The sequence below is a fragment of the Pedobacter sp. SL55 genome (assembly GCF_026625705.1).
Classification (GTDB): Bacteria; Bacteroidota; Bacteroidia; order Sphingobacteriales; family Sphingobacteriaceae; genus Pedobacter.
On the sequence record NZ_CP113059.1, the window covers coordinates 690,987 to 713,495 of the forward strand.

Annotated in this window: 22 protein-coding genes and 1 pseudogene; 16 read left to right on the plus strand and 7 right to left on the minus strand. The window is 37.0% G+C overall.

The features are described 5' to 3' along the window. Nucleotides 1-72 precede the first annotated feature (72 nt). Nucleotides 73-2,430: an efflux RND transporter permease subunit gene (locus OVA16_RS03025; RefSeq protein ID WP_267763443.1), complete on the plus strand. Its 2,358-nt coding sequence runs from the start codon at nucleotides 73-75 to the stop codon at nucleotides 2,428-2,430. A gap of 3 nt (nucleotides 2,431-2,433) precedes the next feature. Beyond that, nucleotides 2,434-2,972: pseudogene (locus tag OVA16_RS03030) on the plus strand (DUF4269 domain-containing protein). Here OVA16_RS03030 and OVA16_RS03035 read toward each other — a convergent pair. The 3 genes from OVA16_RS03035 to OVA16_RS03045 all read right to left on the minus strand — a co-directional run bounded on the left by OVA16_RS03035 (nucleotide 2,949) and on the right by OVA16_RS03045 (nucleotide 5,697). After that, the gene (locus tag OVA16_RS03035; RefSeq protein WP_267765334.1) at nucleotides 2,949-4,439 is read right to left on the minus strand and encodes an O-antigen ligase family protein; all 1,491 of its coding nucleotides are present in this window, start codon (nucleotides 4,437-4,439) and stop codon (nucleotides 2,949-2,951) included. The pseudogene OVA16_RS03030 and the gene OVA16_RS03035 sit on opposite strands and share 24 nt — an antisense overlap. Further along, a complete protein-coding gene (locus tag OVA16_RS03040; RefSeq protein WP_267763444.1) occupies nucleotides 4,421-5,272 on the minus strand; it encodes a hypothetical protein in 852 nt (283 codons plus the stop codon). Before OVA16_RS03040 ends, OVA16_RS03035 begins: the two co-directional genes overlap by 19 nt. Nucleotides 5,273-5,433: 161 nt before the next feature. Beyond that, the gene (locus OVA16_RS03045) at nucleotides 5,434-5,697 is read right to left on the minus strand and encodes an isoleucyl-tRNA synthetase (protein WP_267763445.1); all 264 of its coding nucleotides are present in this window, start codon (nucleotides 5,695-5,697) and stop codon (nucleotides 5,434-5,436) included. Between the two features lie 279 nt (nucleotides 5,698-5,976). Here OVA16_RS03045 and ileS point away from each other — a divergent pair, with 279 nt between their 5' ends. From ileS to OVA16_RS19980, 5 genes are all read left to right on the plus strand, one after another. Beyond that, a complete protein-coding gene (ileS, locus tag OVA16_RS03050) occupies nucleotides 5,977-9,408 on the plus strand; it encodes an isoleucine--tRNA ligase (RefSeq protein ID WP_267763447.1) in 3,432 nt (1,143 codons plus the stop codon). Nucleotides 9,409-9,481: 73 nt separating this feature from the next. Further along, a complete protein-coding gene (locus OVA16_RS03055) occupies nucleotides 9,482-9,865 on the plus strand; it encodes a TraR/DksA family transcriptional regulator (RefSeq protein ID WP_267763448.1) in 384 nt (127 codons plus the stop codon). 100 nt (nucleotides 9,866-9,965) lie between these two features. Beyond that, nucleotides 9,966-10,568, plus strand: coding sequence for a lipoprotein signal peptidase (locus tag OVA16_RS03060; protein WP_267763449.1), 603 nt, complete (start codon nucleotides 9,966-9,968; stop codon nucleotides 10,566-10,568). A 125-nt stretch (nucleotides 10,569-10,693) separates the two neighbouring features. Next, nucleotides 10,694-11,497, plus strand: a complete 804-nt coding sequence (locus OVA16_RS03065) for a 3-keto-disaccharide hydrolase (RefSeq protein ID WP_267763450.1) — start codon at nucleotides 10,694-10,696, stop codon at nucleotides 11,495-11,497. 205 nt (nucleotides 11,498-11,702) lie between these two features. Next, nucleotides 11,703-12,158 (plus strand): cold shock domain-containing protein, encoded by a 456-nt coding sequence (locus OVA16_RS19980; protein ID WP_324288490.1) that lies wholly within the window; start codon nucleotides 11,703-11,705, stop codon nucleotides 12,156-12,158. 149 nt (nucleotides 12,159-12,307) lie between these two features. On the opposite strand, the gene OVA16_RS03075 is transcribed toward OVA16_RS19980, so the two are convergent. After that, nucleotides 12,308-12,661 (minus strand): hypothetical protein, encoded by a 354-nt coding sequence (locus OVA16_RS03075; protein WP_267763451.1) that lies wholly within the window; start codon nucleotides 12,659-12,661, stop codon nucleotides 12,308-12,310. 102 nt (nucleotides 12,662-12,763) lie between these two features. On the opposite strand from OVA16_RS03075, the gene OVA16_RS19985 reads away from it, so the two are divergent. The 4 genes from OVA16_RS19985 (at nucleotide 12,764) to OVA16_RS03090 (ending at nucleotide 14,318) form a co-directional block, all read left to right on the plus strand. Continuing rightward, on the plus strand, nucleotides 12,764-12,919 hold the full coding sequence (locus tag OVA16_RS19985; protein ID WP_324288491.1) for a hypothetical protein: 156 nt from the start codon (nucleotides 12,764-12,766) through the stop codon (nucleotides 12,917-12,919). Next, the gene (locus tag OVA16_RS03080; RefSeq protein WP_324288592.1) at nucleotides 12,910-13,455 is read left to right on the plus strand and encodes an SIMPL domain-containing protein; all 546 of its coding nucleotides are present in this window, start codon (nucleotides 12,910-12,912) and stop codon (nucleotides 13,453-13,455) included. The genes OVA16_RS19985 and OVA16_RS03080 overlap by 10 nt, the downstream gene beginning before the upstream one ends. Nucleotides 13,456-13,594: 139 nt before the next feature. Then, nucleotides 13,595-13,903 (plus strand): hypothetical protein, encoded by a 309-nt coding sequence (locus tag OVA16_RS03085; RefSeq protein WP_267763452.1) that lies wholly within the window; start codon nucleotides 13,595-13,597, stop codon nucleotides 13,901-13,903. Nucleotides 13,904-14,009: 106 nt separating this feature from the next. After that, a complete protein-coding gene (locus tag OVA16_RS03090; RefSeq protein WP_267763453.1) occupies nucleotides 14,010-14,318 on the plus strand; it encodes a hypothetical protein in 309 nt (102 codons plus the stop codon). Between the two features lie 76 nt (nucleotides 14,319-14,394). Here OVA16_RS03090 and serS read toward each other — a convergent pair whose 3' ends face one another. Further along, a complete protein-coding gene (gene serS / locus OVA16_RS03095; RefSeq protein WP_267763455.1) occupies nucleotides 14,395-15,666 on the minus strand; it encodes a serine--tRNA ligase in 1,272 nt (423 codons plus the stop codon). Nucleotides 15,667-15,784: 118 nt separating this feature from the next. Here serS and rsmI point away from each other — a divergent pair, with 118 nt between their 5' ends. From rsmI to lspA, 5 genes are all read left to right on the plus strand, one after another. Then, the gene (rsmI, locus tag OVA16_RS03100; RefSeq protein ID WP_267763457.1) at nucleotides 15,785-16,564 is read left to right on the plus strand and encodes a 16S rRNA (cytidine(1402)-2'-O)-methyltransferase; all 780 of its coding nucleotides are present in this window, start codon (nucleotides 15,785-15,787) and stop codon (nucleotides 16,562-16,564) included. A gap of 45 nt (nucleotides 16,565-16,609) precedes the next feature. Then, entirely contained in the window at nucleotides 16,610-16,936 is a 327-nt protein-coding gene (locus OVA16_RS03105; protein ID WP_267763458.1) for a GIY-YIG nuclease family protein, read from the plus strand. Nucleotides 16,937-17,062: 126 nt separating this feature from the next. Continuing rightward, a complete protein-coding gene (locus OVA16_RS03110) occupies nucleotides 17,063-17,713 on the plus strand; it encodes a PH domain-containing protein (RefSeq protein WP_267763459.1) in 651 nt (216 codons plus the stop codon). A 94-nt stretch (nucleotides 17,714-17,807) separates the two neighbouring features. Beyond that, nucleotides 17,808-19,424 (plus strand): apolipoprotein N-acyltransferase, encoded by a 1,617-nt coding sequence (gene lnt / locus OVA16_RS03115; RefSeq protein WP_267763460.1) that lies wholly within the window; start codon nucleotides 17,808-17,810, stop codon nucleotides 19,422-19,424. A 59-nt stretch (nucleotides 19,425-19,483) separates the two neighbouring features. Next, complete coding sequence (gene lspA, locus OVA16_RS03120; RefSeq protein ID WP_267763461.1) at nucleotides 19,484-20,008, plus strand: signal peptidase II; 525 nt, start codon at nucleotides 19,484-19,486, stop codon at nucleotides 20,006-20,008. A 129-nt stretch (nucleotides 20,009-20,137) separates the two neighbouring features. Here lspA and OVA16_RS03125 read toward each other — a convergent pair whose 3' ends face one another. Next, nucleotides 20,138-21,781: an NAD+ synthase gene (locus tag OVA16_RS03125; protein ID WP_267763462.1), complete on the minus strand. Its 1,644-nt coding sequence runs from the start codon at nucleotides 21,779-21,781 to the stop codon at nucleotides 20,138-20,140. 74 nt (nucleotides 21,782-21,855) lie between these two features. Then, nucleotides 21,856-22,506 (minus strand): porin family protein, encoded by a 651-nt coding sequence (locus OVA16_RS03130; RefSeq protein ID WP_267763464.1) that lies wholly within the window; start codon nucleotides 22,504-22,506, stop codon nucleotides 21,856-21,858. Nucleotides 22,507-22,509: the final 3 nt, after the last annotated feature.

Below are 22,509 nucleotides of genomic sequence, written 5' to 3' on the forward strand. Positions count from 1 at the left end.
ACGCATATTTAACTTGCCGCATTTTGCATTCCGTCAATTTTATGCGTTCTTTACATTTTTTTAAAGATTTATATGTGGGTAAAACTATCTAATGCAATATTAAAAAACCGCGTTCTCCTTATCGTTTTATTTGTAGCCCTTACCATATTCATGGGATGGCAGGCCAAAAACATCAAACTTTCTTACGCTGGCGCTAAAATACTTCCGCTAACCGATTCGGTTTTTGTGAAGTATAATGCTTTTAAAAAACAATTTGGCGAAGACGGCAGCATTGTAGTGATTGGCGTAAAAAGTGAGAAAATCTTTAAAAAAGAAACTTATAATAAATGGGTGCAGCTATCTAATGACCTTCAAAAGCTGAATGGCATTAAAGGTGTGCTTTCTATCGGTAAGTTTTTCGAGCTCCAAAAAGATACTTTAAATCAAAAATTTACGGTTAAACCGCTTCCTGGCAAAATGCTAGTTACCGATGCTGAAATGGACTCGCTGAAAAGCAAGCTGAACGAACTGCCATTTTACAAAGGACTACTGTATAATACCGAGAGCAATGCCACGTTAATGGCGGTTACCTTCGATCAGAAAATTCTAAATTCGGCAGCTAGAAATCCAATCCTTAAAGAAATAGAAGAAAAAGCATTGGCATTTGGTAAAAGCGAAGGGGTAGACGTTCACTTATCGGGCTTGCCTTACATTAGAACAGCTACCAGCAAACTGGTTTCTAACGAATTTGTGCTCTTTTTAGGCTTATCCATTTTAGTTTCGGCGTTAATTCTAGTGATCTTTTTCCGCAGTTTCTCAGCCGTTTTTTATCCGATTTTGGTAGTAATTATGGGCGTAGTGTGGAGCGTGGGTACTTTAGTGTTGTTTGGCTATGAAATTACCATTCTAACGGGATTAATTCCGCCGCTTATCGTAATTATCGGTATTCCAAACAGCATTCTTTTGCTAAACAAATATCATAACGAACTTAAAAAACACGGCGACAAGCAGAAGGCTTGGCAAATTACCGTAGAACGAATTTCGGTAACTACCTTAATTGCAAATGTTACCGCTGCTATAGGTTTTGGTGTTTTATACTTTACAGGAAGTGAATTATTGATGCAATTTGGCAGTGTGGCTGCCCTAAACGTAATGTTTACTTGGTTAATGAGTTTATGTTTGATACCAGCTATTTTTAGCTATTTACCAGCGCCAAAGAATAAAATTAACGGCACACACAAAGCCAACTTTCTAGATAAAATTCTAGTAAAAACCGACCACTTAGTACAACATAAAAGCGCCACAATTTATATAGTTACCATTATTTTAACCATAGTTTCTTTAATTGGCGTTTACCGCATCAACGTAAACGGATATGTGGTGGATGACCTGCCAAAAAGCTCTAAAATATTAACCGACCTTAAATTTTTTGAAAAGAATTTTGAAGGAATTTTACCGCTAGAAATTAGTGTAGATACTAAACGCAAAAATGGTGTAATGAGCGTTTCTACATTAAAGAAAATTGACAAAATGGAAGAGATGATTTCGGCTTATCCCGAGTTTTCTCGCTCTATTTCTTTAAATACAGGGCTAAAATACGCCACCCAGGTTTTTTACAATAGCGACACCAATTTTTACCGACTGCCAAGCGATTTTGAGAAGAATTTCATCTTAATCTATGCCGCCAACTCTGGTAAAGGCAATGGCGATATGCTTACCAATTTTGTAGATAAACCGAAACAAACTGCTCGTGTGAGTTTCCAAATGGCCGATGTAGGCTCTAAGCGCTTAGACCAACTGTTAGAGGAATTAAAACCTAGGATAGATTCTTTGCTCTCTCCTAAACGCTTTAACGTTACCCTAACTGGCTCTAGCATTATTTTCGCAAAAGGAACTGATTATTTACTAAAGCATCTATTTGAAAGCATTGGCTTAGCCATTGTGTTGATTTCTTTATTACGTTTAGCTCAATTTAAGAGCTTGGGTATTATGTTCATTTCGTTGCTACCAAACATTGTTCCTTTAATTATTACAGCAGGGCTGATGGGCTTTTTTGGCATTCCGTTAAAACCTTCCACCATTTTAATTTTTACCATTGCATTTGGCTTAGCATCTGACCAAACCATTTATTTCTTAACCAGATACCAGCAAGAATTAAACCTAACCAATTACAGCGTAAGCAAGGTAATTACAGATACCATTACCGAAACAGGTGTAAGCATGACACACATTGCATTGATCTTGTTCTTCGGTTTCGGCATTTTTACAGCTTCTACATTTGGCGGTACGGTAATTTTGGGCTTTCTGCTTTCAATTACTTTAATTGTAGCCTTAATTTTTAACCTTACCTTATTGCCTGCATTAATGTTATGGTTAGATAAAAACAAAAAACGCAAAAAAATATCGGAAGCAGAGGTTGCAAAAAACCTTGAGAATTTGGATGATCATTAGCAAATGGATTTTCTAAAAATTGATTATTTAAAAGAGGGTAATGCACTACAAAGAGCTGCTTACCAAACCCTCGTAACGCATCAAATTTTAGAAAAACTAAGCCCATTTGAGCCTATTTTAGCAGGTACCATTCCAATAGATATCAATATCGAAAATAGTGATCTCGATATCATTTGCTGTTGGAAAGAAAAGCAAACATTTATTGAAGTATGCTTTATCAATTCTTTGCAGAAAAAGAAGCTTTTCAAATTAAGCAGACCAACATTGATGGCCAAGAAGCTGTAGTTTGCAACTTTAAAGCAGACGAATTTGAGATAGAGATTTTCGGTCAAAACATTCCATCCAAACAACAAAACGCTTATCTGCATCTGTTAGTTGAGCATCAAATTTTACAACAGCGAGGCGAAGACTTTAGACTTGAAATTATTGCACTCAAAAAAGAAGGCTACAAAACAGAACCCGCATTTGCTAAACTTTTAAATCTGAAAGGCAATCCTTACCAGGCATTGTTAGAACTTTTACCTACAATGAATTGCCAATAATTTCGCAGCATCGGGATAATTACCGGCCAATTTGAAATAGTTACAAGCATTTGCTTTATCCCCAACATTTACATAGCATAAGCCTAAAAAAAACTCGGTTTTACCGTTATTTAAACCCGGCAACGCCAAAGCCTTTTTAAAATAAGGAATAGCCGCCCCTGCCTTGCTTAGGTTAAAGTAATAAAATCCTATATTTTGATTTACATAAATATTACTAGGATCTAATTTTAAGCCTCGCTCGTAAGTATTTAAAGCTTCTTGATGCTTACCGGCAGCAAACAAACGCTGTCCTTCTATAATGTAGTTGGTAATAGCCAACTGGCTGATGGCTTTCTGCACTAAAGTGTCTTTTGGAAAGCTTTTAAGCGCCAAAGCTTTAAAGTCTGCAAGTCCAGCTTTACTGTAACCTGCATTATTTAATGAAAAATAGGCCGTAGACCAACTTTTAGGCTTTGTTACACCTTCTGGAAAAGCCGCATACATCTTTAAGATTTCGGTGGTGTCACGTCGAGACGAAGCAAGTGTAGTTGCCGTTTCAAAGAAATTATCACTGATTGGCCTTTGATAAAAAGCCGATTTTACATAAAAATAAGCGCTATCTGGCAGGCCTCTTTCTGCAGCAATTAAATATTTGTAAAAATTTGGCCTCCCCAAATACGGGTTGATCTTATTGGCGCTATCTAGCAATTTTATTGCCTTATCATAAGCTTTTTCTCTAAAATAATAGATACCAGCATACTCCACAAATGCTTCCGAAGATTGAAAAACATTAGGGATTTTGGGGCTAAGGTTTACCACATCATCGCCCTTTAAAACGCCAGAAGCAGCAAAATTGATGTTATCTGTTTGTATCAAATACTCTAATTTAGAAGTTTTGTAGGCTTGATAGGTAACATACAGCGGGAGCACACACAACACAACAAAACCCAATAAGATCTTCTTATTTAATGAAGTTTTATCTTCAATCTGTTTTTCGGTATTTACAAAAGTAAAAGCCATTAAAAACGAAAAACAAAGCTGCATAGTTGGCCTATAAAAAGGGAAATTAAACAGCGCATCAACACCATAAACAATGAGCAATAGCAAAGTAAGCAAGGCAATGTTTCTAACCTGATTATCCTTGGTTCTTATCAACCGTTTTAAATTGACAAACAAAAGCACCACAAAAATCGAAAAATAAAGCAGGCTGTTAAAAATCCCGGTTTCAGCAGCTAATTCTAGAAAATCGTTGTGCGCATGCAAGGGCACACTAAGGTTCGTCGTTAAGTCGTAAGGAATAGATTCGACACGATAATTTCCCAGACCAATGCCTGTAATAGGATTTTGTTTTGCCAACGCTACGGCAGCCTTGTAAAAAGTAATACGCCTATTGATAGAGCCATCGTTCACGTTAACCTTCGTCAATCTATCTGCTGTAGACACAAACCTTTCATCTGTCTGGGCTTTTTCTAAAACTTGGTTAGCCAGAAAAAGGAAACAACCAAAGGCAGAACTAAAAACAAAAGTTGCATGGCGGTTTGCTTTTTGTTCTCGTTTACCCTAATAAAATAAATTAAAAATACGATGCTTGTGATAATCAGCGATAATATAGATGCCCTTGCGCTAATTAAGAAAATAACAGCCGAAGCGAAAATCAGCCCTATTGTAAGGAACCATTTTTTCCAATTATGCAAATTAACTATCCCGATGTAGATAAACGGTATTTTAAACACTAAACTAGCTGCGAGAATATTGATATTGCCAGCATTACCTTTTAAAATATTGGATTGTAAAGCCTCTACTATTGACTTACTTTTTGCAAAAGTATCAAAATTATACAATACCACCCCTGCCTGAAAAAAAGCACTGACACCAACTAAAAACGCAACCTTAACCACCAAATGCAGCTTATTATAAAATAAAATGCTAAAGTTGATGAACATAGCCAGAACAACAAAAATCTCGGCTATACTTACAACACCCAACGAAACATTTTTCGCAAAAAATATAGAAATGCTACAAAGTACTATAAAACCTATATAAGCGCCAAAAATATAACTTTGCTTAAAGATTGAAATGAGCGATTGTTGATGCAACAATGGGTTCGAATAAATGTAAAGGCCAGTAACAAGATTGATTACCGTTAAGTATAAAAATTGTGGAGCAATGATTTCATAGCTCTTAAAATAAGGCAAGAAATCTATCAATAGGAAAGCCGCCACAAGCAAGAGCACCATAAACTCTTCGTAAGATAGTCCGTTGCTTTTTGCGCCAACATTTGAGGGAGCGGCGTGAATTTTAGATTTGTTTGATTTACTCATGTTACTTGTAGGTATGCAAAGCTTCCATAAACACTTATCATGTGGCTGTTACTTCGCAAATAAAAGTAAAAAAATCTAATTAAATTCTATCGCACAATAAAAGCAATATATCTACTAACCTCAAGCTAAAATAAACGAACTAGAAGAAGTATAGCGATGGCCTAACTTGCATTTAGAGCTTGATTTTCTGGTTCTTTCTCTACAGGCTGCAACTCTACGCTTTTGCCATCCTTATCCGCTTTTTTAGCGAAAACAATTGGATATAAAAAGACAAGTGCGCTGGCAATAAACAATACTCCGGCAACAAATAATGCTACTTGGTTGCCTTCCATCTTATAGTTTTCCATGATTTTTGCGACAATAAGCGCCACAATACCCAAAGCCATTGCTACAACAGCTTTAGTTAGCTTTAAATGTTTGATCATCTTTATTGGGTTTTACCTTTTCTTCGTTTCAATATACTTATGATAACAAAGACCAACCCAATAAGTTCTAAAATCATGCTTAAAAAAAGCACTACTAATGTTATATTTTGGTACGAGCTTTTAAGCAGTAAAGCAGCTGGCATCAATAACACTGCCGCCAACATGCAAAAAAGTCCTCTTTTAATAAATTTATCCATAAAACTATTTCGGGGGCAAAACTACCATTATTCATTCTAAAACCTTAACTTTGCAACCTTAATTTTTTGAGATACTTGATTGATGTATAGGGAATTTAAACAGTTAGAACTAGCTAAAATAGGAGAAGAAATACTAGCATTTTGGAAAGCACAAAATATCTTTGATAAAAGTATTGACAGCCGCCCAAAATCGAAACCTTTTACTTTTTACGAGGGGCCACCATCGGCAAACGGAATGCCTGGTATCCACCACGTAATGGCTCGTGCTATTAAAGATATTTTCTGTCGTTATAAGACCCTAAAAGGATATCAAGTTAAACGCAAAGGCGGATGGGACACCCACGGTCTACCTATCGAATTAGCGGTAGAGAAAAAATTAGGCATCGTTAAGGAAGACATCGGAAAGAAAATCTCGGTAGATGAATACAATGCAGCCTGTAAAGAAGAGGTAATGCGTTATACCGATGTTTGGAACGACCTTACCGAAAAAATGGGCTACTGGGTTGACTTGAAAAACCCTTACGTAACCTACGAAAACGAATACATTGAAACCCTTTGGTGGATTTTACAACAACTCTACAACAAAGGACTTTTATACAAAGGCTACACTATCCAACCTTACTCGCCAGCTGCTGGTACAGGTTTAAGTTCGCACGAGCTGAACCAACCAGGTACCTACCGCGATGTTAGTGATACGACCATTGTAGCACAGTTTAAGGCAAAAGCGGAAACTTTACCTTCATTTTTACAAGGATTTGGTACTGTCGACATTTTAGCTTGGACAACTACGCCTTGGACTTTGCCAAGTAACACTGCGTTAACAGTTGGTCCAAAAATCGACTATGTGTTGGTAAAAACTTTTAACCAGTACACTTTCGAACCAATCAATGTAGTTTTAGCGAAAGCTTTAGTGAGCAAACAATTTGGCGGCAAATTTTTCCTAGCGGAAGATGAAACAGCCTTTACCAACTACAAAGCCGAAGACAAGAAAATTCCTTACCAAATTTTAGCCGAATGCAAAGGCGAAGATTTAGTGGGTATCAGATACGAGCAATTGTTGCCATTAGCTACGCCTTACCAAAATGCAGAAGATGCTTTTCGTGTAATTGCTGGCGATTTCGTAACTACGGAAGACGGCACAGGCATTGTGCACACTGCACCTACTTTTGGCGCTGATGATGCTCGTGTAGCTAAATTGGCTAGCCCTGAAATTCCTCCAATGTTAATATTGGATGATAAAGGTAATGCTGTTCCTTTGGTTGATTTACAAGGGAAATTTGTAGCATCACTAGGAGAATTTGGCGGCAAATACGTTAAAAACGAATATTATACAGAAGGCACAGCTCCTGAGAAATCGGTAGATGTAGAAATTGCGATCCGTTTAAAAGAAGAAAACAAAGCCTTTAAGGTAGAAAAATATGTACACAGTTATCCGCATTGTTGGAGAACTGACAAACCAGCATTTTACTATCCGTTAGACAGTTGGTTCATTAAAACTACAGCCGTTAAAGAAAAAATGGCTGATCTGAACAAAACCATCAACTGGAAACCTGAAGCAACTGGAACTGGTCGTTTTGGCAACTGGTTAGAAAACTTGGTAGACTGGAACCTTTCGCGTTCTCGTTATTGGGGCACACCATTGCCTATTTGGCGTACTGCCGATGGTTTGGAAGAGAAATGTATCGGCTCTATTGCAGAGTTAAAGGATGAAATGATTAAAGGATTGAATAGTGGAGTACTATCAGCAGAGGAGGCAGAAAAGCAAAATTCAATCATTCAATCACTTAATCATTCAAAATTCGATTTGCACCGCCCTTATGTAGATGATGTATTCTTAGTATCATCCAAAGGCGAAAAAATGACCCGCGAAACCGACCTAATTGACGTTTGGTTTGATAGCGGCGCCATGCCTTACGCACAATGGCATTTTCCTTTTGAAAATAAGGAAGAGTTTGAAAATGCTTACCCTGCAGATTTTATTGCAGAAGGTGTAGATCAAACTCGCGGTTGGTTCTTTACTTTACATGCCATTGCGGTAATGTTAAGCGAAAGCAGCGACGAAATCAAAGCGATTAACGAGCGTGTAAACAATCCCGGTATTGCATTTAAAAATGTAGTATCTAACGGATTGGTATTGGATAAAAACGGCGCAAAAATGTCTAAACGTTTAGGCAATGCGGTTGATCCTTTCAGCACTATTGATACTTACAGTGCCGATGCTACACGTTGGTATATGATTTCGAATGCATCGCCTTGGGATAATTTGAAATTTAACCTAGAAGGATTAGATGAAGTGCGCCGTAAGTTCTTCGGAACCTTGTACAATACCTACTCTTTCTTCGCTTTATATGCCAATATCGATAAATTCGAGATTGACTTGAACAACCAAACGCCTGTTGCACAACGTAGCGAGCTAGACCGTTGGATTTTATCGTTATTGCAAAACTTAATTGCAGAAGTTGATGAAGCTTACAATACTTACGAACCAACTAAAGCGGCAAGAGCTATCCAAAACTTTGTGGACGAGCATTTAAGCAACTGGTACATTCGTTTATCTCGTCGTCGTTTCTGGAAAGGCGAAATGACCGAAGATAAAAAAGCAGCTTACGAAACTTTATACACTTGCTTGGTTAATATCGCACAGCTGATGTCGCCAGTGGCACCGTTCTTCTCAGATTGGTTGTATCAAAACTTAACGGAGATTTTACCAGCCGAAGCGAAATCAGAATCGGTACACTTAACGATATTACCAGATGCAGATCAATCATTAATTGATAATGAATTGAACGAACGTATGGAATTGGCGCAAAACATTTCTTCGATGGTGCTATCACTACGTAAGAAAATGGGTATCAATGTTCGTCAGCCGTTGGCAAAAGTACTGATCCCCGTTTTGGATGAAAACTTTAAAGATAAAGTAGAATTAGTGAAGGATTTGATCCTTTCTGAAACCAATATTAAAGAAATTTCATACATTACCGACACTGCTGGTTTCATCAAGAAAAAGGTAAAACCAAACTTTAAGGCTTTGGGCGCTAAAGTAGGCAAGGATATGAAATTGGTAACGGAAGTCATCAATAAAATGAGCCAAGAAGAGCTTGCTCAGTTTGAAAAAGAGGGCACTTTCTCTATACCCAACACTGCATACTCAATACTTTTGAGCGATGTAGAAATTATAGCAGAAGACATCCCAGGATGGCAGGTAACTAATATGGGCAGCTTAACCGTTGCATTGGATATCAATATAACGACCGAACTTAAACAAGAAGGTTTATCTCGTGAGCTGATTAACCGTATCCAAAACTTAAGAAAAGAGTTAAATTTTGAAGTTACCGATAGGATAACGGTAAGTTTACAACAACATAATTTAATTGCAGATGCGGTGGCACAAAACAAACACTACATTTGCAACGAAATTTTAGCTAATGATATTTTGTTAACAGAAAGCGTATCGAACGGAAACAAAATCACCATAGAAGATGTTGAATTGGATATTTTGATTACCAAATTATAAACCATATGGATTAATCTTGGTTTAATATCAGGTAAAACCATATATAGCATCATACCACTAAATTAATTAAGAGATGGAAAAGACTGAAAAAACACGTTACTCTGATAGCGAACTACAAGAATTTAAAGAGCTTATTCAAGAGAAATTAAAAAGCTCAAGGGAAGAATTACAAGCCTTAACTGCATCGCTAAGCAACCCGAACTCTAACGGTACAGAAGATACTTCTGGTGCTTATAAAACTTTAGAAGATGGTTCTGCCACTTTAGAAAAAGAACAAACCAACCAATTGGCAGCCCGTCAGAAAAAGTTTATAGATAACCTTGAAGCTGCATTGGTGCGTATCGAGAATAAAACTTATGGCATTTGCAGGGAAACTGGCAAATTGATCCAAAAGGAACGTTTACGTGCGGTACCTCACGCTACTTTAAGCATGGAAGCTAAATTGAAACAAGGTTAATGAACCCAACGTGATTAAAATAATCATTAAGCTAACAAGCAATGGTTATTTTAATCATCAAAGGCTCCATCTGACATAACAAAAACATCATTAAACATAGATGAAAGGCTACACAAAACCTTTACTTTTAATATGCTTAGTGCTATTGGCAGATCAGGTTTCTAAAACTTGGATCAAAACCAATATGTACTTAGGCCAAGAATTTAAAATCTTGGGCGATTGGTTCATTATTCACTTTACAGAAAATAATGGGATGGCCTTTGGCTTAGAGTTTGGCGGAGAGTTTGGCAAACTAGCTTTATCGTTATTTAGGATTTTGGCAGTTGGAGGCATTGGTTATGCCCTGCACTACATGATCCAGCGCAAATACCATCGTGGCTTAATTTTAAACGTAGCCTTGATATTTGCGGGTGCTTTGGGCAACATTATCGACTCGGTTTTTTACGGTGTAATTTACAAATACGCTACTCTTTTTCATGGTCGTGTGGTAGACATGTTGTATTTCCCAATTATCAAAGGCACTTTCCCTAGTTGGTTTCCGATATGGGCAAACGAGCCATTTGAATTTTTCAGACCTGTATTTAACCTAGCAGACGCTGCAATTTCTGTAGGTGTAATTACCATTCTTATCTTCCAAAAAACTTATTTTAAGGAAGAGGTAAACGATGAAATTGGCATTAACAACGAAAGTGTAGAAGACTAAGGAATTGAAGATTGTAGAATTACGATTTTAGATTTAATCTATACCGTTTTATAAAAACCTCACAGTTGTCGCTGTGAGGTTTTTTGTTTCGTTATGATCGCCATTTCGAGTGAAGAAGCAGCGAAATGGAGAAATCTTTAACCTATAAATTATATTTTAGCCAAAAGATTTCTCCAAAAGGTCGAAACGAAGACAACGATAATTTCCTTACATTTGATAAAAGACCAAATCGTATGTTCAGCAAGAAACTCCTTTCCATCTTCCTATTGTTAATCAGTTTAAACTATTTGGTATTTGCCCAAAAATCCATTAACCTCTTTAACGGAAACGATTTAATAGGTTGGCATGCAGATGTACCCGGAAAAGATAAAAACCCAGATACTGCCGCTTCGTTTATAGTTAGAGATGGCAAATTAGTTAGCTTGGGCGACCCACGTGGACACTTGATTACCAATGCCGTTTATGAAAATTACCGCCTCGATGTAGAATATCGCTTTGCGGGAAAACCCGGAAACTGTGGTGTATTGGTGCATGTTTCTACGCCCAGAGTTTTGTACAAAATGTTCCCAAAATCTTTAGAAGTACAAATGCAACATCAAGATGCTGGCGATTTTTGGTGTATTGGCGAAGACATTACCGTGCCTAACATGGAGGAAAGACGTGGACCAAAAGCAGATTGGAGTATCGATAAAAAAAATGGAAGACGCATTAAAAATTTAACCGATGATTCCGAAAAACCCTTAGGCGAGTGGAATACCATGCGTATCGAGTGCTTGAAGGATAAAGTAAGGGTTTGGGTAAATGGAACTTTAGTTAACGACGGCTACAACTGTACAGCAAACAAAGGACAAATTGCCTTACAGGCCGAAGGTAGTGAGGTAGAGTTTAGAGAGTTAAAACTTACTCCAATTAAAAAATTAAGCAAGTAAGCTAACCAATCAAACCCTACTACTTTCCAACATTTCAACCTTCCAACAATTATTCGTATCTTTGCATATCTTCAAAACATCCCAACGTAAATTGTTGGTTCAGGCACTGTCTTAAGATTTAAAATTACCAATTACGCTCATTAAAGGCAATAATGCCAATAACTATCCAACGTGCCTATCTGGATATAAAACGAAATAATTAAATATGGCTAAATCTCAAGCAACTTTTAGTAAAAAAGAAAACGAGAAAAAACGATTAAAAAAGAGAAACGACAAACAAGAAAAGCGTGAAGAACGCCAAGCTAATAAAAAAAGCATGTCACTAGAAGACATGATGGCTTATGTAGATGAAAACGGAAACATCACTTCTACTCCACCAGATCCGAACAGAAAGAAAAAAGTAATCAATACAGAAGATATCCAAATCTCTACTGCCAGACAAGAAGATTTGATTGATGAAGACCCAGTTAAAAAAGGTACTGTTACTTTTTTTAACGAATCTAAAGGCTATGGTTTCATTAGAAATAGCGAAACTCAAGAAAGTGTTTTTGTACACGTTAACGGTTTAAAAACCCAAATCAAAGAAGGCGATAAAGTTACTTTCGAGGTTGAAAAAGGTCAAAAAGGACCAACTGCGGTTAGAGTTTCTACTGTCAAATAAACTTCAGATATACTGAAATAAATTCAAAGGTTGCATTGAGTTTATTTCAGATCTTTTTACGATAGAAATTTCTTTCTTTTCTATAATAGCAGCAATGTCTTTGCTTAATTGACTCGCTTGAAGGGATATATTTTTCGTTTTACTTATTGTCACCCTAAATTCTTCCCGTTCTTAGCGAAAACACACACCTTTGCGGCTGTTTTTGACGCAAATAAAGTAAGAACTACGCAAAGATCACTAAGCTTTGTATTCCGCCTTGATTGATCAAACCCTGTACCGATAGCTATCGGTAGCAGCGTCAATACGTTTTGGTATGCCCATTTGTACCAAGAACGAGGCGCACTGAAAGGAAGCAATGCTAAATCTGTTGGATAGGTGTATTTATCCTTAGATTTCTCACAGGCGTTAGAAATGAAAAAAACAAAAAAAGATTGCAGCAGTACGTCCAAACTACCCCTGTAGCATTGCAATTGCTTTTCAAAATAAAAAAATAAATCATTCATTACTTGATGGTTGGCGCAATTTTTGCTTATCGCATGAAAATTGTTTATGGATTTGTGTGGATATTCACATCTGATTTATAAACACACATAAAAACACACAAGATGAAACGATTATTCACAATTGCGCTTGTAGCGCTTACCACATTAGCTAGTTTAAATGCCTCGGCACAACAAGTAGATTTAAGAAAAAAATTACGGTTAGCGGCACTGCCGAAACCGAAATTACACCTGACATCATTTATATCAATATTTCCCTAAAAGAATATTTAAAAGATGGCAACAGTAAGAAAAAAGTAGATATCACTACTTTAGAAACACAGTTATTTAATGCCGTACAAAAAGCAGGCATAGCTAAAGAAAATTTAACCATTAATAACTTAAGCAGCTGGAATTACACCACCACTAAGAAAAAAGACCCAGACTTTTTAGCCAGCAAACAATACCGTTTAAAAGTTAGCGATTTAAACAAATTTAACTTGATTTTAGAAGGTATTGATGCCAAAGGAATTTTAAGCACCAATATTGATGGCTACGACCATAGCAAACTTGAAATACTGAAAAAAGAACTAAAAGTAAAAGCTTTATTGGCAGCTAAAGAGAAAGCTACTTATATGGTAGAGGCTTTGGGCGATAAATTAGGTAGCGTATTAGACATACAAGACCTTGGCGATAACAATGGCGGTATGATGGTGCCACAATACAGAAACTACGCAATGAAAGCAGAAATGGCAATGGATGCAAGCCAAGCGCCAGAAATTGACTTTAAAAAAGATAAAATTGAGCTTCACGGTTAATACCGTTTTCGAGATTAAATAATTTATTTTAATAATTTTGCGAACCTATCAGCGTATTGTTGGTAGGTTCTTTTATTTTATAACTAGCGCAATGCGAAGCCTTAAAGATTTTGTAACCGCTAAAAGCAATAATTAAAAAATGAAAAAATTACTTTACTCCTTAATCTTAGTTTTTACGCTTTCTACTACTGTTAATGCCAAATCTGCAATTAACGACAAGCCTAAAACAGAACTTACAGCAGAACAGAAAGTAGAATTACAAAGCATTACCAAACGAGTGGAAGAAATTAGATCAATGGATAGATCTACACTTACCAAAACGGAAAGAAAAGCTTTAAGGAAAGAAGTAAAGGAACTGAAAAAGCGTGCTGATTTTTTAAATCAAAACGTAACCCTTTCTTTAGGCGCTATCATCATCATCTTATTGTTATTGATCATTATTCTTTAAATCAAATTTCTTTTTGTTAAGGATAGAACAATATTTTACAATTGTTGTTATAGAAATTGAGCTTTAAAAACCTCAACGAATACGATAACAACTAAAATTTAAAAAGATGAAAAAAATTATCTATCCTTTACTGTTATTGGTTACACTAACCTTTAACCTCAATTTCGCCGTTGCCGCAAGCGACAAGCCAAAAACCGAGCTCACTGCTGAGCAACGTGTAGAGCTAAATAGAATTATATCTAGGGTTGATGAAATAAAAGCCATGGATAAATCTAAGCTAACCAGAGAAGAGAAAAAAGAACTGCGTAAAGAGCTAAGGGAGATGAAGAAAAAGGCCAATTCGATGAGCGGAGGCGTTTATCTTTCGGTTGGAGCCATCATTATTATCATCTTATTATTGATACTTATTTTATAAGCCAAGTTTATAAAACAAAAAATGCCAGAAACGAAAAGTCTCTGGCATTTTTTTTTAAAGATTGTTAGCGCTATTTCTAATCAATCATATCGAAACCTGTATATTTTATCAAGGCTTCTGGAATTTTAATTCCTTTATCTGTTTGATAATTCTCTAGGATAGAAGCCACAATACGAGGTAACGCCAGTGCGCTTCCATTTAAGGTATGCGCTAATTGGGTTTTACCCTCCTTACCTTTAAATCTTAACTTTAAACGGTTACTTTGGTAGGTTTCGAAGTTCGATACAGACGAAACTTCTAACCAACGTTGTTGCGCAGCACTCCAAACTTCCATATCGTAAGTCATGGCTGAAGTAAAGCCCATATCGCCACCACATAAACGCAATACACGGTAATGCAACTCTAGCTCTTGCAACAACGATTGTACATATTGGCTCATGTCTTCCAAAGTTTCGTAAGACTTCTCTGGATGAGTAATTTGCACTACTTCTACCTTATCAAACTGATGTAAACGGTTTAAACCACGTACGTGAGCGCCATAAGAACCAGCCTCTCTGCGGAAACAAGGTGTATACGCCGTATTCTTAATTGGAAGATCTTCTTCCTTTAAAATCACATCTCTGTACAAGTTGGTAACTGGTACTTCTGCCGTCGGGATCAAGTACAAATCGTCTACAGTAGAATGGTACATTTGGCCTTCTTTATCTGGCAACTGCCCCGTGCCAAAACCCGATGCAGCATTTACCAAATGTGGCACTTGCATTTCTTTATAACCCGCAGCAGTAGCGTGGTCTAAAAAGAAATTGATTAAAGCACGTTGTAACCTCGCTCCTTTTCCTTTGTAAACAGGGAAACCAGCACCAGTAATTTTCGTTCCTAATTCAAAGTCTATGATATCGTATTTTGCAGCTAATTCCCAATGTGGCAAGGCATTTTCTGGCAAAGCCGATGGCTCGCCATGTGTTAAAACAATCTCATTATCATCAGCTGTGCTGCCTGTTTTTACCAAGTGATATGGCAAATTTGGCAACTGCACAATTAAGGTTTGTTGCTTTTCCTCTAAAGCAGTTAACTGCTCATTTTGGGCTTTGATTTTTTCTTTGTGAGCTGCAGTATTAGCCTTGATAGATTCGGCCTCTTCTTTTTTGCCACTGCGCATCAGCTCGCCAATTTGTTTGGCCGCAGCATTTGCTTCTGCTTGCAAATTATCCAAAGAGGATTGTGTAGAGCGACGTTCTTCATCTACAGCGATGATTTCATCTACCAATTCTACCTGTTTAAAGTTACGAACGCTCAATCGCTCTAAAACTTTCTCTCTATTTTCACGGATATAGTTAACTTGCAGCATTATTTATAATTTTTGACAAAGATAGTTTTTAAAGGCGAAAGGTAAAAGGCGGAAAGGCATAAGGAAAAACTTAGCGCTTGTACCAAAACCTTAAACCCTATACCTTAAACCTCAAAGCATGCAAGGAAAACTTTACATTGTACCTACACCTATCGGCAACTTAGAAGATATGACTTTTAGGGCTATCCGTATTTTAAAAGAGGTAGATTTGATTTTGGCAGAAGATACACGTACTAGTGCGCCTTTGTTGAAGCATTTTGGTATTGATAAAAGGGTTTTTGCGCATCATCAACACAATGAACACAAGGCAACAGCCGAAATCATCAAGTTTTTAAAGGAAGGACAAAACATTGCCTTAATTTCTGACGCAGGCACGCCAGCTATTTCTGACCCAGGTTTTTTCTTGGTTCGTGAGGCGATTAAACATGAAATTGAAATTACTTGCTTGCCTGGTGCTACCGCTTTTGTACCTGCCTTGGTCAACTCTGGCTTACCTAACGATCAGTTTGTTTTTGAAGGATTTCTGCCTGTGAAGAAAGGTCGCCAAACACGAATGAAACAACTGGCCGAGGAAGAAAGAACAATGATTTTTTACGAAAGTCCGCACCGATTATTGAAAACATTAACAGAGTTTGCCGAGTTTTTTGGCGAGGACAGGCGGGTTTGCGTAAGCAGAGAATTAAGCAAAATGTACGAAGAAAATGTTCGTGGCACAGTTATAGAAGTAAAATCACATTTCGAAAACAATATTTTAAAAGGAGAATTCGTAATTTGTGTTGGCGGAAATGAGGAGAGCGCTAAGAACAAAGATAAAAGAGCAAAGAATAAAGATAAATATGGAAAGTTAGATGACCAGCGAAGTAGGTCGTCATCCCGAATTTATTTTAGGATCAGCTAAATAGATATAATAAACTTACAAAAATGATGCTGAAATAAATTCAGCATGACGGAAAGAATAAAAATGGTAAGAGGTGGAAGTGTTTATATTTTAACAAACTACTATAATAATGTATTTTACATCGGAGTAACTTCCAATTTGTTTTCAAGGATTGTAGAGCATAAAGCAAAATATTATCCAAATTCGTTTACTTCAAAATACAACTGTTATAAATTGGTTTATTTTGAACATTTTATGAATATTGAAGAAGCCATAGTTAAAGAGAAGCAACTTAAAAACTGGAAAAGACAATGGAAAATAAATCTAATCAATAATTTTAATCCTGATTGGGAAGATTTGTTTTACAAATTAGGCGAGGAACCATTAACCTAAATAGTACGTCATCCTGAATTTATTTCAGGATCGGCTATACAAATTACTAAACTTGCAAAACTGATGCTGAAATAAATTCAGCATGACGAAACGCTTAACTAGCATTAGAATAATAAAAAGAAAACCATGATTAACATAGATAGATTTTTGGCCGACGAGCAAGACCCGAAAGCCGTAGAAAAAGTAGCTGGCAAATTAAACGATTTATTAACCAGTGGCGAAGAAATTTTATACCTAGCCGTGCAAAAAAAACCTGCGGTAAACTTGTTGCCAGATTGCATTGCCATTAGCAACAAAAGAATTTTTTATTGCTCGCCTAGCAACTTAGGCTTAACCATGAACTTTAAGGATATTTCTTGGAAAAACATTAAAGAAGTTTCTTTTAAGGAAGGTTTGTTAGGTTCTAAATTTATTTGCGTACCACAATCGGGAGAAAACATTGTTACTGATTTTATTCCTAAAACACAGGTGCGTAAACTGCACCAAGCAGCCAACCAACAGCTAGAGGAGTATAAAGAATTATTGAGACAACAAAAGTTGGAAGAAAACAGAGCAACGGCATCTACGTTTAACATTCCTGCACCTTCTACTCCGCAAGTAATTGACTTACCAATTGAGGAAGCAGTGATTATTCCAGAAATTGCACCTGTTGCAGAGGTAAACAAAGAAGATGAAATTGAGCAAAAACTGATCAAACTAAAAACTTTATACGATAAGCAGTTGATTACCCGTGAAGAGTATGAACACAAAAAAGCTGCAATTTTAGATAGTATGTAAATCCATATCGTCATTGCGAGGCACGAAGCAATCCTACTACTTTAGCTAAACGCTTTAAGATTGCTTCGTGCCTCGCAATGACGAAAGCCTAGAAATGACAAAAAAAACTACCCTCTTATCGCTCCTTAGTGCTTTCATCATGTGGTTGGCGTGGCCACCTCATACTTGGTTTGCACCATTACTTTTTATCGGTTTAGTGCCCTTACTAATTGCTTTACAACAAATCGTAAAAACATCAGATAAAAAAACAGGAAAGAAAGTATTCCTTACCGCAGGTTTAACTTTCTTAGTTTGGAACACCGCTTCTATTTATTGGGTTTTTAATTCGATAAATGCGGTAAATACGGGTTTCATTGGCACTATCATTTCATTATTGGTGTCACTTATTCCTTATGGCTTGGGCGCATTGTTAATGACTTTTGCTTTTTGGATGTATTACCGATTAAGCACTTACACAAAAAATAAATGGGCAGGCTACACAGCGCTAATTGCCTTTTACATCAGCATGGAATATTTGCACCAAACTTGGGATTTGGCTTTCCCTTGGATGACTTTGGGAAATGGCTTTGCCGGAATGCACCAGATTGTGCAATGGTATGAATTTACTGGCGTTTACGGTGGTTCATTATGGATTTTATTGAGCAATATTTTAGCTTTTGAAGCTTACCAGCAAATTAAACATCAAAAGCAGTATAGGCTAGCTGGAATTTGGCCTTTAACCGTCCTTTTACCTATCGGATTTTCTGTTTACCAATATAAAAACCACAAAGAAAAAAGTGTTCCTGTAAATGTAGTTACGGTACAGCCCAATATCGATCCGTATGAGAAATATGAAAGTGCATCAGCACACGAACAGCTAAGTATTTTAACCAAACTTTCAGATTCTATAGCGCAAACTAATACCGAATACTTTATTTGGCCAGAAACAGCTATCCCTAATTATGCGGATGAAGACCGAATTAGAAGTAATCCTGATTATTTGCAAGCACAACAATTTTTGTCTAAATATAAAAATGGTACGCTGATCACAGGAATAGAAAGCGTTCGTTTCTATAATGATAAGAAAACTCTATCGGCCAAAGAAAATCCGAACGGAGGTTTTTACGACAATTACAATGCAGCTATGCAGGTAGAAAATTCGGCAAGCGTAGCTTTTTACCACAAATCGAAGTTGGTACCTGGTGTAGAGAAAATGCCTTTCCCTAAAGTATTTTCATTTCTTGCACCGGTATTTAGCAAACTAGGCGGTAGTGTATCTGGCTGGGGCTGGCAAGACGAACCTGGCGTTTTCTATGCTCAAAGTGGCATTGGAGTTGCGCCTACCATTTGTTACGAATCTATTTGGGGAGATTGGGTAGCAGGCTCAGTGAAACAAGGCGCACAATTTATTGCGGTAATTACCAACGATGGCTGGTGGGGAAATACTTCTGGCAAAGATCAACACTTAATGTATGCCAAACTACGTGCTATAGAAACCAGAAGATATGTAGTTCGTTCGGCAAATACGGGAATTTCGGGTTTTATTAATCAACGTGGAGATGTGGTACAGCAAAGTAAATGGTGGACACGCACCGCTTTAAAAGCGGATATTAATTTGAATGACGAAATTACGCCTTATGTAAACTATGGCGATTTAATTGCTAAATTTTGCGTTGGCTTCGCCGCAATAGCAGCTTTATTTATCCTAATAAAAAAGTGGTTAATTAAATAGTTGTAAAATGCTTGAAAATATTTTTCAGTTAACCAATTTGAACGATTAAACTATAATCTATGCTTAAAACCCCCATAAAATTCGTATTCCTGCTACTTATTATAGCTTTAAATTTAGTTTGCGACCAGTTCTCTAAAGTAATTGCAAGAAAAAACATTGCTCCTTATGAACAAATTTCAGTAATCAAAGATCGTTTTACATTAACACTAGTAGAAAATACAGGGGCTTTTTTAAGCGCAGGTAGCAACTTACCCAATATTGTTCGTATTGCATTTTTAACTGTACTTCCTATTTTAGTTTTAGGCTATGGCTTATGGTTTCTGTATTCGAATAAAAGCTTGCCACGCTTAATGCAAGTTGGCATTTGCTTTTTAATTGGCGGTGGAATTGGCAACATTTACGATAGGATTGTTTACGGTTCAGTAACCGATTTCTTACACCTAGATTTTGTGCTGTTTAGAACTGGAATTTTTAACATGGCCGATGTTTCTATTATGGTTGGCATAGGACTGTTATTATTACAGAATTTAACCGCAGCAAAAATTAAAAACCAAGAAGCTGAGCAGGAAGAGGCATCTGCCTAATGCAAAAAACTTACGAAGTTTTGAAACTGCAAAGCCCTCAACTTTATCATTAAAACCAAGAACATACAAAGTTAAACTTCGTAAGTTTAATATTCAATCGTAATTCGTCAATCTAAAATCGTAAGTCTCCTAATCCATATATTTGCCCACAATTGGCATACGCCTACCCATACCAAAAGCCTTAGGCGATACCCTTAAAATTGGTGGCGTTTGATAACGCTTAAACTCTGCCAAGTTTACCATTCTTAAAATCCGTTTTACTAGAACTTCATCAAAACCTTGGGCAATAATGGCTTTCGAACCTTTTTTAAGCTCAATGTGCTGATATAAAATAGCATCTAATACATCGTACTCTGGTAGCGAATCAGAGTCTTTTTGGTCGGGCCTTAGCTCTGCCGATGGCGGTTTAACGATGGTGTTGATTGGAATAATTTCTCGATCCTTATTGATGTACTTAGCCAAGTTAAACACTTGGGTTTTGTACACATCGCCAATAACACTAATAGCGCCGCACATATCGCCATACAAAGTACCATAACCAACTGCACACTCACTTTTGTTAGAAGTGTTCAGCAAAATGTACCCAAATTTGTTAGACATGGCCATTACCACAATACCGCGGCTACGGGCCTGAATATTCTCTTCGGCCAAGTTAAATGGCAAACCTGCAAATGGTTTGGCCAACATGCTATCGAAAGCATCAGCAGCTTCTTTAATAGGGATAATTTCGTGTTTACAGCCAATGTTGTTCACTAAATCCAAAGCATCTTGCACCGAATGATCTGATGAGTACTTAGAGGGCATTAATACCGCCATTACATTTTCTGCGCCTAAGGCCTTACACGCCAAAGCACAAACCACAGCAGAATCAATTCCTCCAGACAAGCCAAGCACTGCCTTTTTGAAACCCGATTTTGCGAAATAATCTTTGATACCCAAAACTAGTGCATCGTGAATTTGCTCTATATCCGATGTTCTTTCTGCTGCTGGATATTTGTTCTTCACATTTTGTACTTCATCCAAATCAAACACTTGCAAGTCTTCCTCAAAGTAGCATTTCATTTCTGCCTTTAGCGAACCTTCTTCATCAAATACTAAAGAACCACCATCAAAAATAATTTCAGTTTGCGCACCTACTTGGTTTACATAAAATAAAGGCAGTTGATATTTCTTGACATTATCAGATAGCACCTTAATGCGATCTTCATCATGTCCATAATCAAATGGTGAAGCAGCAATGTTGATCATTAAATCAGGCTGCTGCTTAATCAGTTCATCCATTGGAGAAGATACGTACAACGGATTATCGTTGATGTTCCAAAGATCTTCGCAAATGGTTAGCGCAATTTTTTTGCCCTTAAACTCCACACAATCGAAAACGGTATTAGGTTCGAAATAGCGATATTCATCAAACACATCGTAAGTGGGCAGCAAAGCTTTTTTAATTACCTGTTTTACTTCTCCATTGGCAATAAAATAAGCGGCATTAAACAAATCTTTACCTTCTAAAACTGTATTTTTTATCGGCAAGCCAACAATGCAGGCAATATCTGTACAGTGTTTAGCAATGGTTTGTGCCGCATTTTCGCAGAGCGATATAAAATCTTCGAACTCCAAAAAATCGCGTGGCGGATAACCGCAAATAGCCAATTCTGCAAACACCACCATATCTGCGCCTTTGGCTTTCGCCAAGTTGATATGCGAGATTATTTTTTGCGTATTATTTTCAAAATTTCCGATATGGTAATTGAGTTGTGCTAATGCTATTTTCATGATTTTATATGAGCCGTAAATATAAAAAACAAGCCTTGCTGAGACTTGCTTTATTAAAACTTAATTATTGGGGCTTAAAAGAAAATGCCAATATTTAATCCTACGTAGTGGTTTTTAACTTCTTGTCCTTTAGCAGCTATATTAGTTAAACCATTGTTATAAGTGAGGCCACCAACCAGGCTTGTTTTGCCACTTAACCTGTATTCTGCACCGCCGCCAATAACCATTCCGGCCCTAAAAAACTTGGTACGATCAGTTGCTGATGCATGATCTGCCAGTTGGTTGTTGTTCTGCTCAACATCTTGCCTGGCACTAATACGAAAATCGGTAGTTAACCCAAACTGACCAAACCACTTAATTTCGTCTACTTCATCTGTTTTTAGTTTTATGGTTAATGGAATCTGTAGGTATTGCATCTTAAACTTCACATCATAAGCGGCATCGCCATTTACCCCAGCATGATAGGGCTGGTAGTTTAGTAACGAGCCAGTTCCGTTGATACTGGTAATGGTTAAACCGGTACCAAAACAGTAGTTTTCGGCAAATTCAAAATCGCTCATTAAACCGTAAGTGAAACCTGTACTTAGGCCATTGCCTTTACCATTTTCAACTTTTAGAAAACCAAAAGTTGGGTGGGCAGTAAGGCCTAATCTAACTTGAGATGCATCTTGTGCAAATGAATTAACTGCGATAAATAAAAATAATACTAATAATGTTTTTTTCATTTT

Excerpts from the sequence above, each read along its gene's own strand:
- lspA (WP_267763461.1), top strand. The coding sequence starts at position 19,484 with ATGCTTAAAACCCCCATAAAATTCGTATTCCTGCTACTTATTATAGCT.
- OVA16_RS03125 (WP_267763462.1), bottom strand. The coding sequence starts at position 21,781 with ATGAAAATAGCATTAGCACAACTCAATTACCATATCGGAAATTTTGAA.
- OVA16_RS03110 (WP_267763459.1), top strand. The coding sequence starts at position 17,063 with ATGATTAACATAGATAGATTTTTGGCCGACGAGCAAGACCCGAAAGCC.
- OVA16_RS03025 (WP_267763443.1), top strand. The coding sequence starts at position 73 with ATGTGGGTAAAACTATCTAATGCAATATTAAAAAACCGCGTTCTCCTT.
- OVA16_RS03130 (WP_267763464.1), bottom strand. The coding sequence starts at position 22,506 with ATGAAAAAAACATTATTAGTATTATTTTTATTTATCGCAGTTAATTCA.
- OVA16_RS03055 (WP_267763448.1), top strand. The coding sequence starts at position 9,482 with ATGGAAAAGACTGAAAAAACACGTTACTCTGATAGCGAACTACAAGAA.
- OVA16_RS03040 (WP_267763444.1), bottom strand. The coding sequence starts at position 5,272 with ATGAGTAAATCAAACAAATCTAAAATTCACGCCGCTCCCTCAAATGTT.
- lnt (WP_267763460.1), top strand. The coding sequence starts at position 17,808 with ATGACAAAAAAAACTACCCTCTTATCGCTCCTTAGTGCTTTCATCATG.
- OVA16_RS19985 (WP_324288491.1), top strand. The coding sequence starts at position 12,764 with ATGAAACGATTATTCACAATTGCGCTTGTAGCGCTTACCACATTAGCT.
- rsmI (WP_267763457.1), top strand. The coding sequence starts at position 15,785 with ATGCAAGGAAAACTTTACATTGTACCTACACCTATCGGCAACTTAGAA.
- OVA16_RS19980 (WP_324288490.1), top strand. The coding sequence starts at position 11,703 with ATGGCTAAATCTCAAGCAACTTTTAGTAAAAAAGAAAACGAGAAAAAA.
- ileS (WP_267763447.1), top strand. The coding sequence starts at position 5,977 with ATGTATAGGGAATTTAAACAGTTAGAACTAGCTAAAATAGGAGAAGAA.
- OVA16_RS03105 (WP_267763458.1), top strand. The coding sequence starts at position 16,610 with ATGACGGAAAGAATAAAAATGGTAAGAGGTGGAAGTGTTTATATTTTA.
- OVA16_RS03090 (WP_267763453.1), top strand. The coding sequence starts at position 14,010 with ATGAAAAAAATTATCTATCCTTTACTGTTATTGGTTACACTAACCTTT.
- OVA16_RS03060 (WP_267763449.1), top strand. The coding sequence starts at position 9,966 with ATGAAAGGCTACACAAAACCTTTACTTTTAATATGCTTAGTGCTATTG.
- serS (WP_267763455.1), bottom strand. The coding sequence starts at position 15,666 with ATGCTGCAAGTTAACTATATCCGTGAAAATAGAGAGAAAGTTTTAGAG.
- OVA16_RS03075 (WP_267763451.1), bottom strand. The coding sequence starts at position 12,661 with ATGAATGATTTATTTTTTTATTTTGAAAAGCAATTGCAATGCTACAGG.
- OVA16_RS03065 (WP_267763450.1), top strand. The coding sequence starts at position 10,694 with ATGGAGAAATCTTTAACCTATAAATTATATTTTAGCCAAAAGATTTCT.
- OVA16_RS03085 (WP_267763452.1), top strand. The coding sequence starts at position 13,595 with ATGAAAAAATTACTTTACTCCTTAATCTTAGTTTTTACGCTTTCTACT.
- OVA16_RS03045 (WP_267763445.1), bottom strand. The coding sequence starts at position 5,697 with ATGATCAAACATTTAAAGCTAACTAAAGCTGTTGTAGCAATGGCTTTG.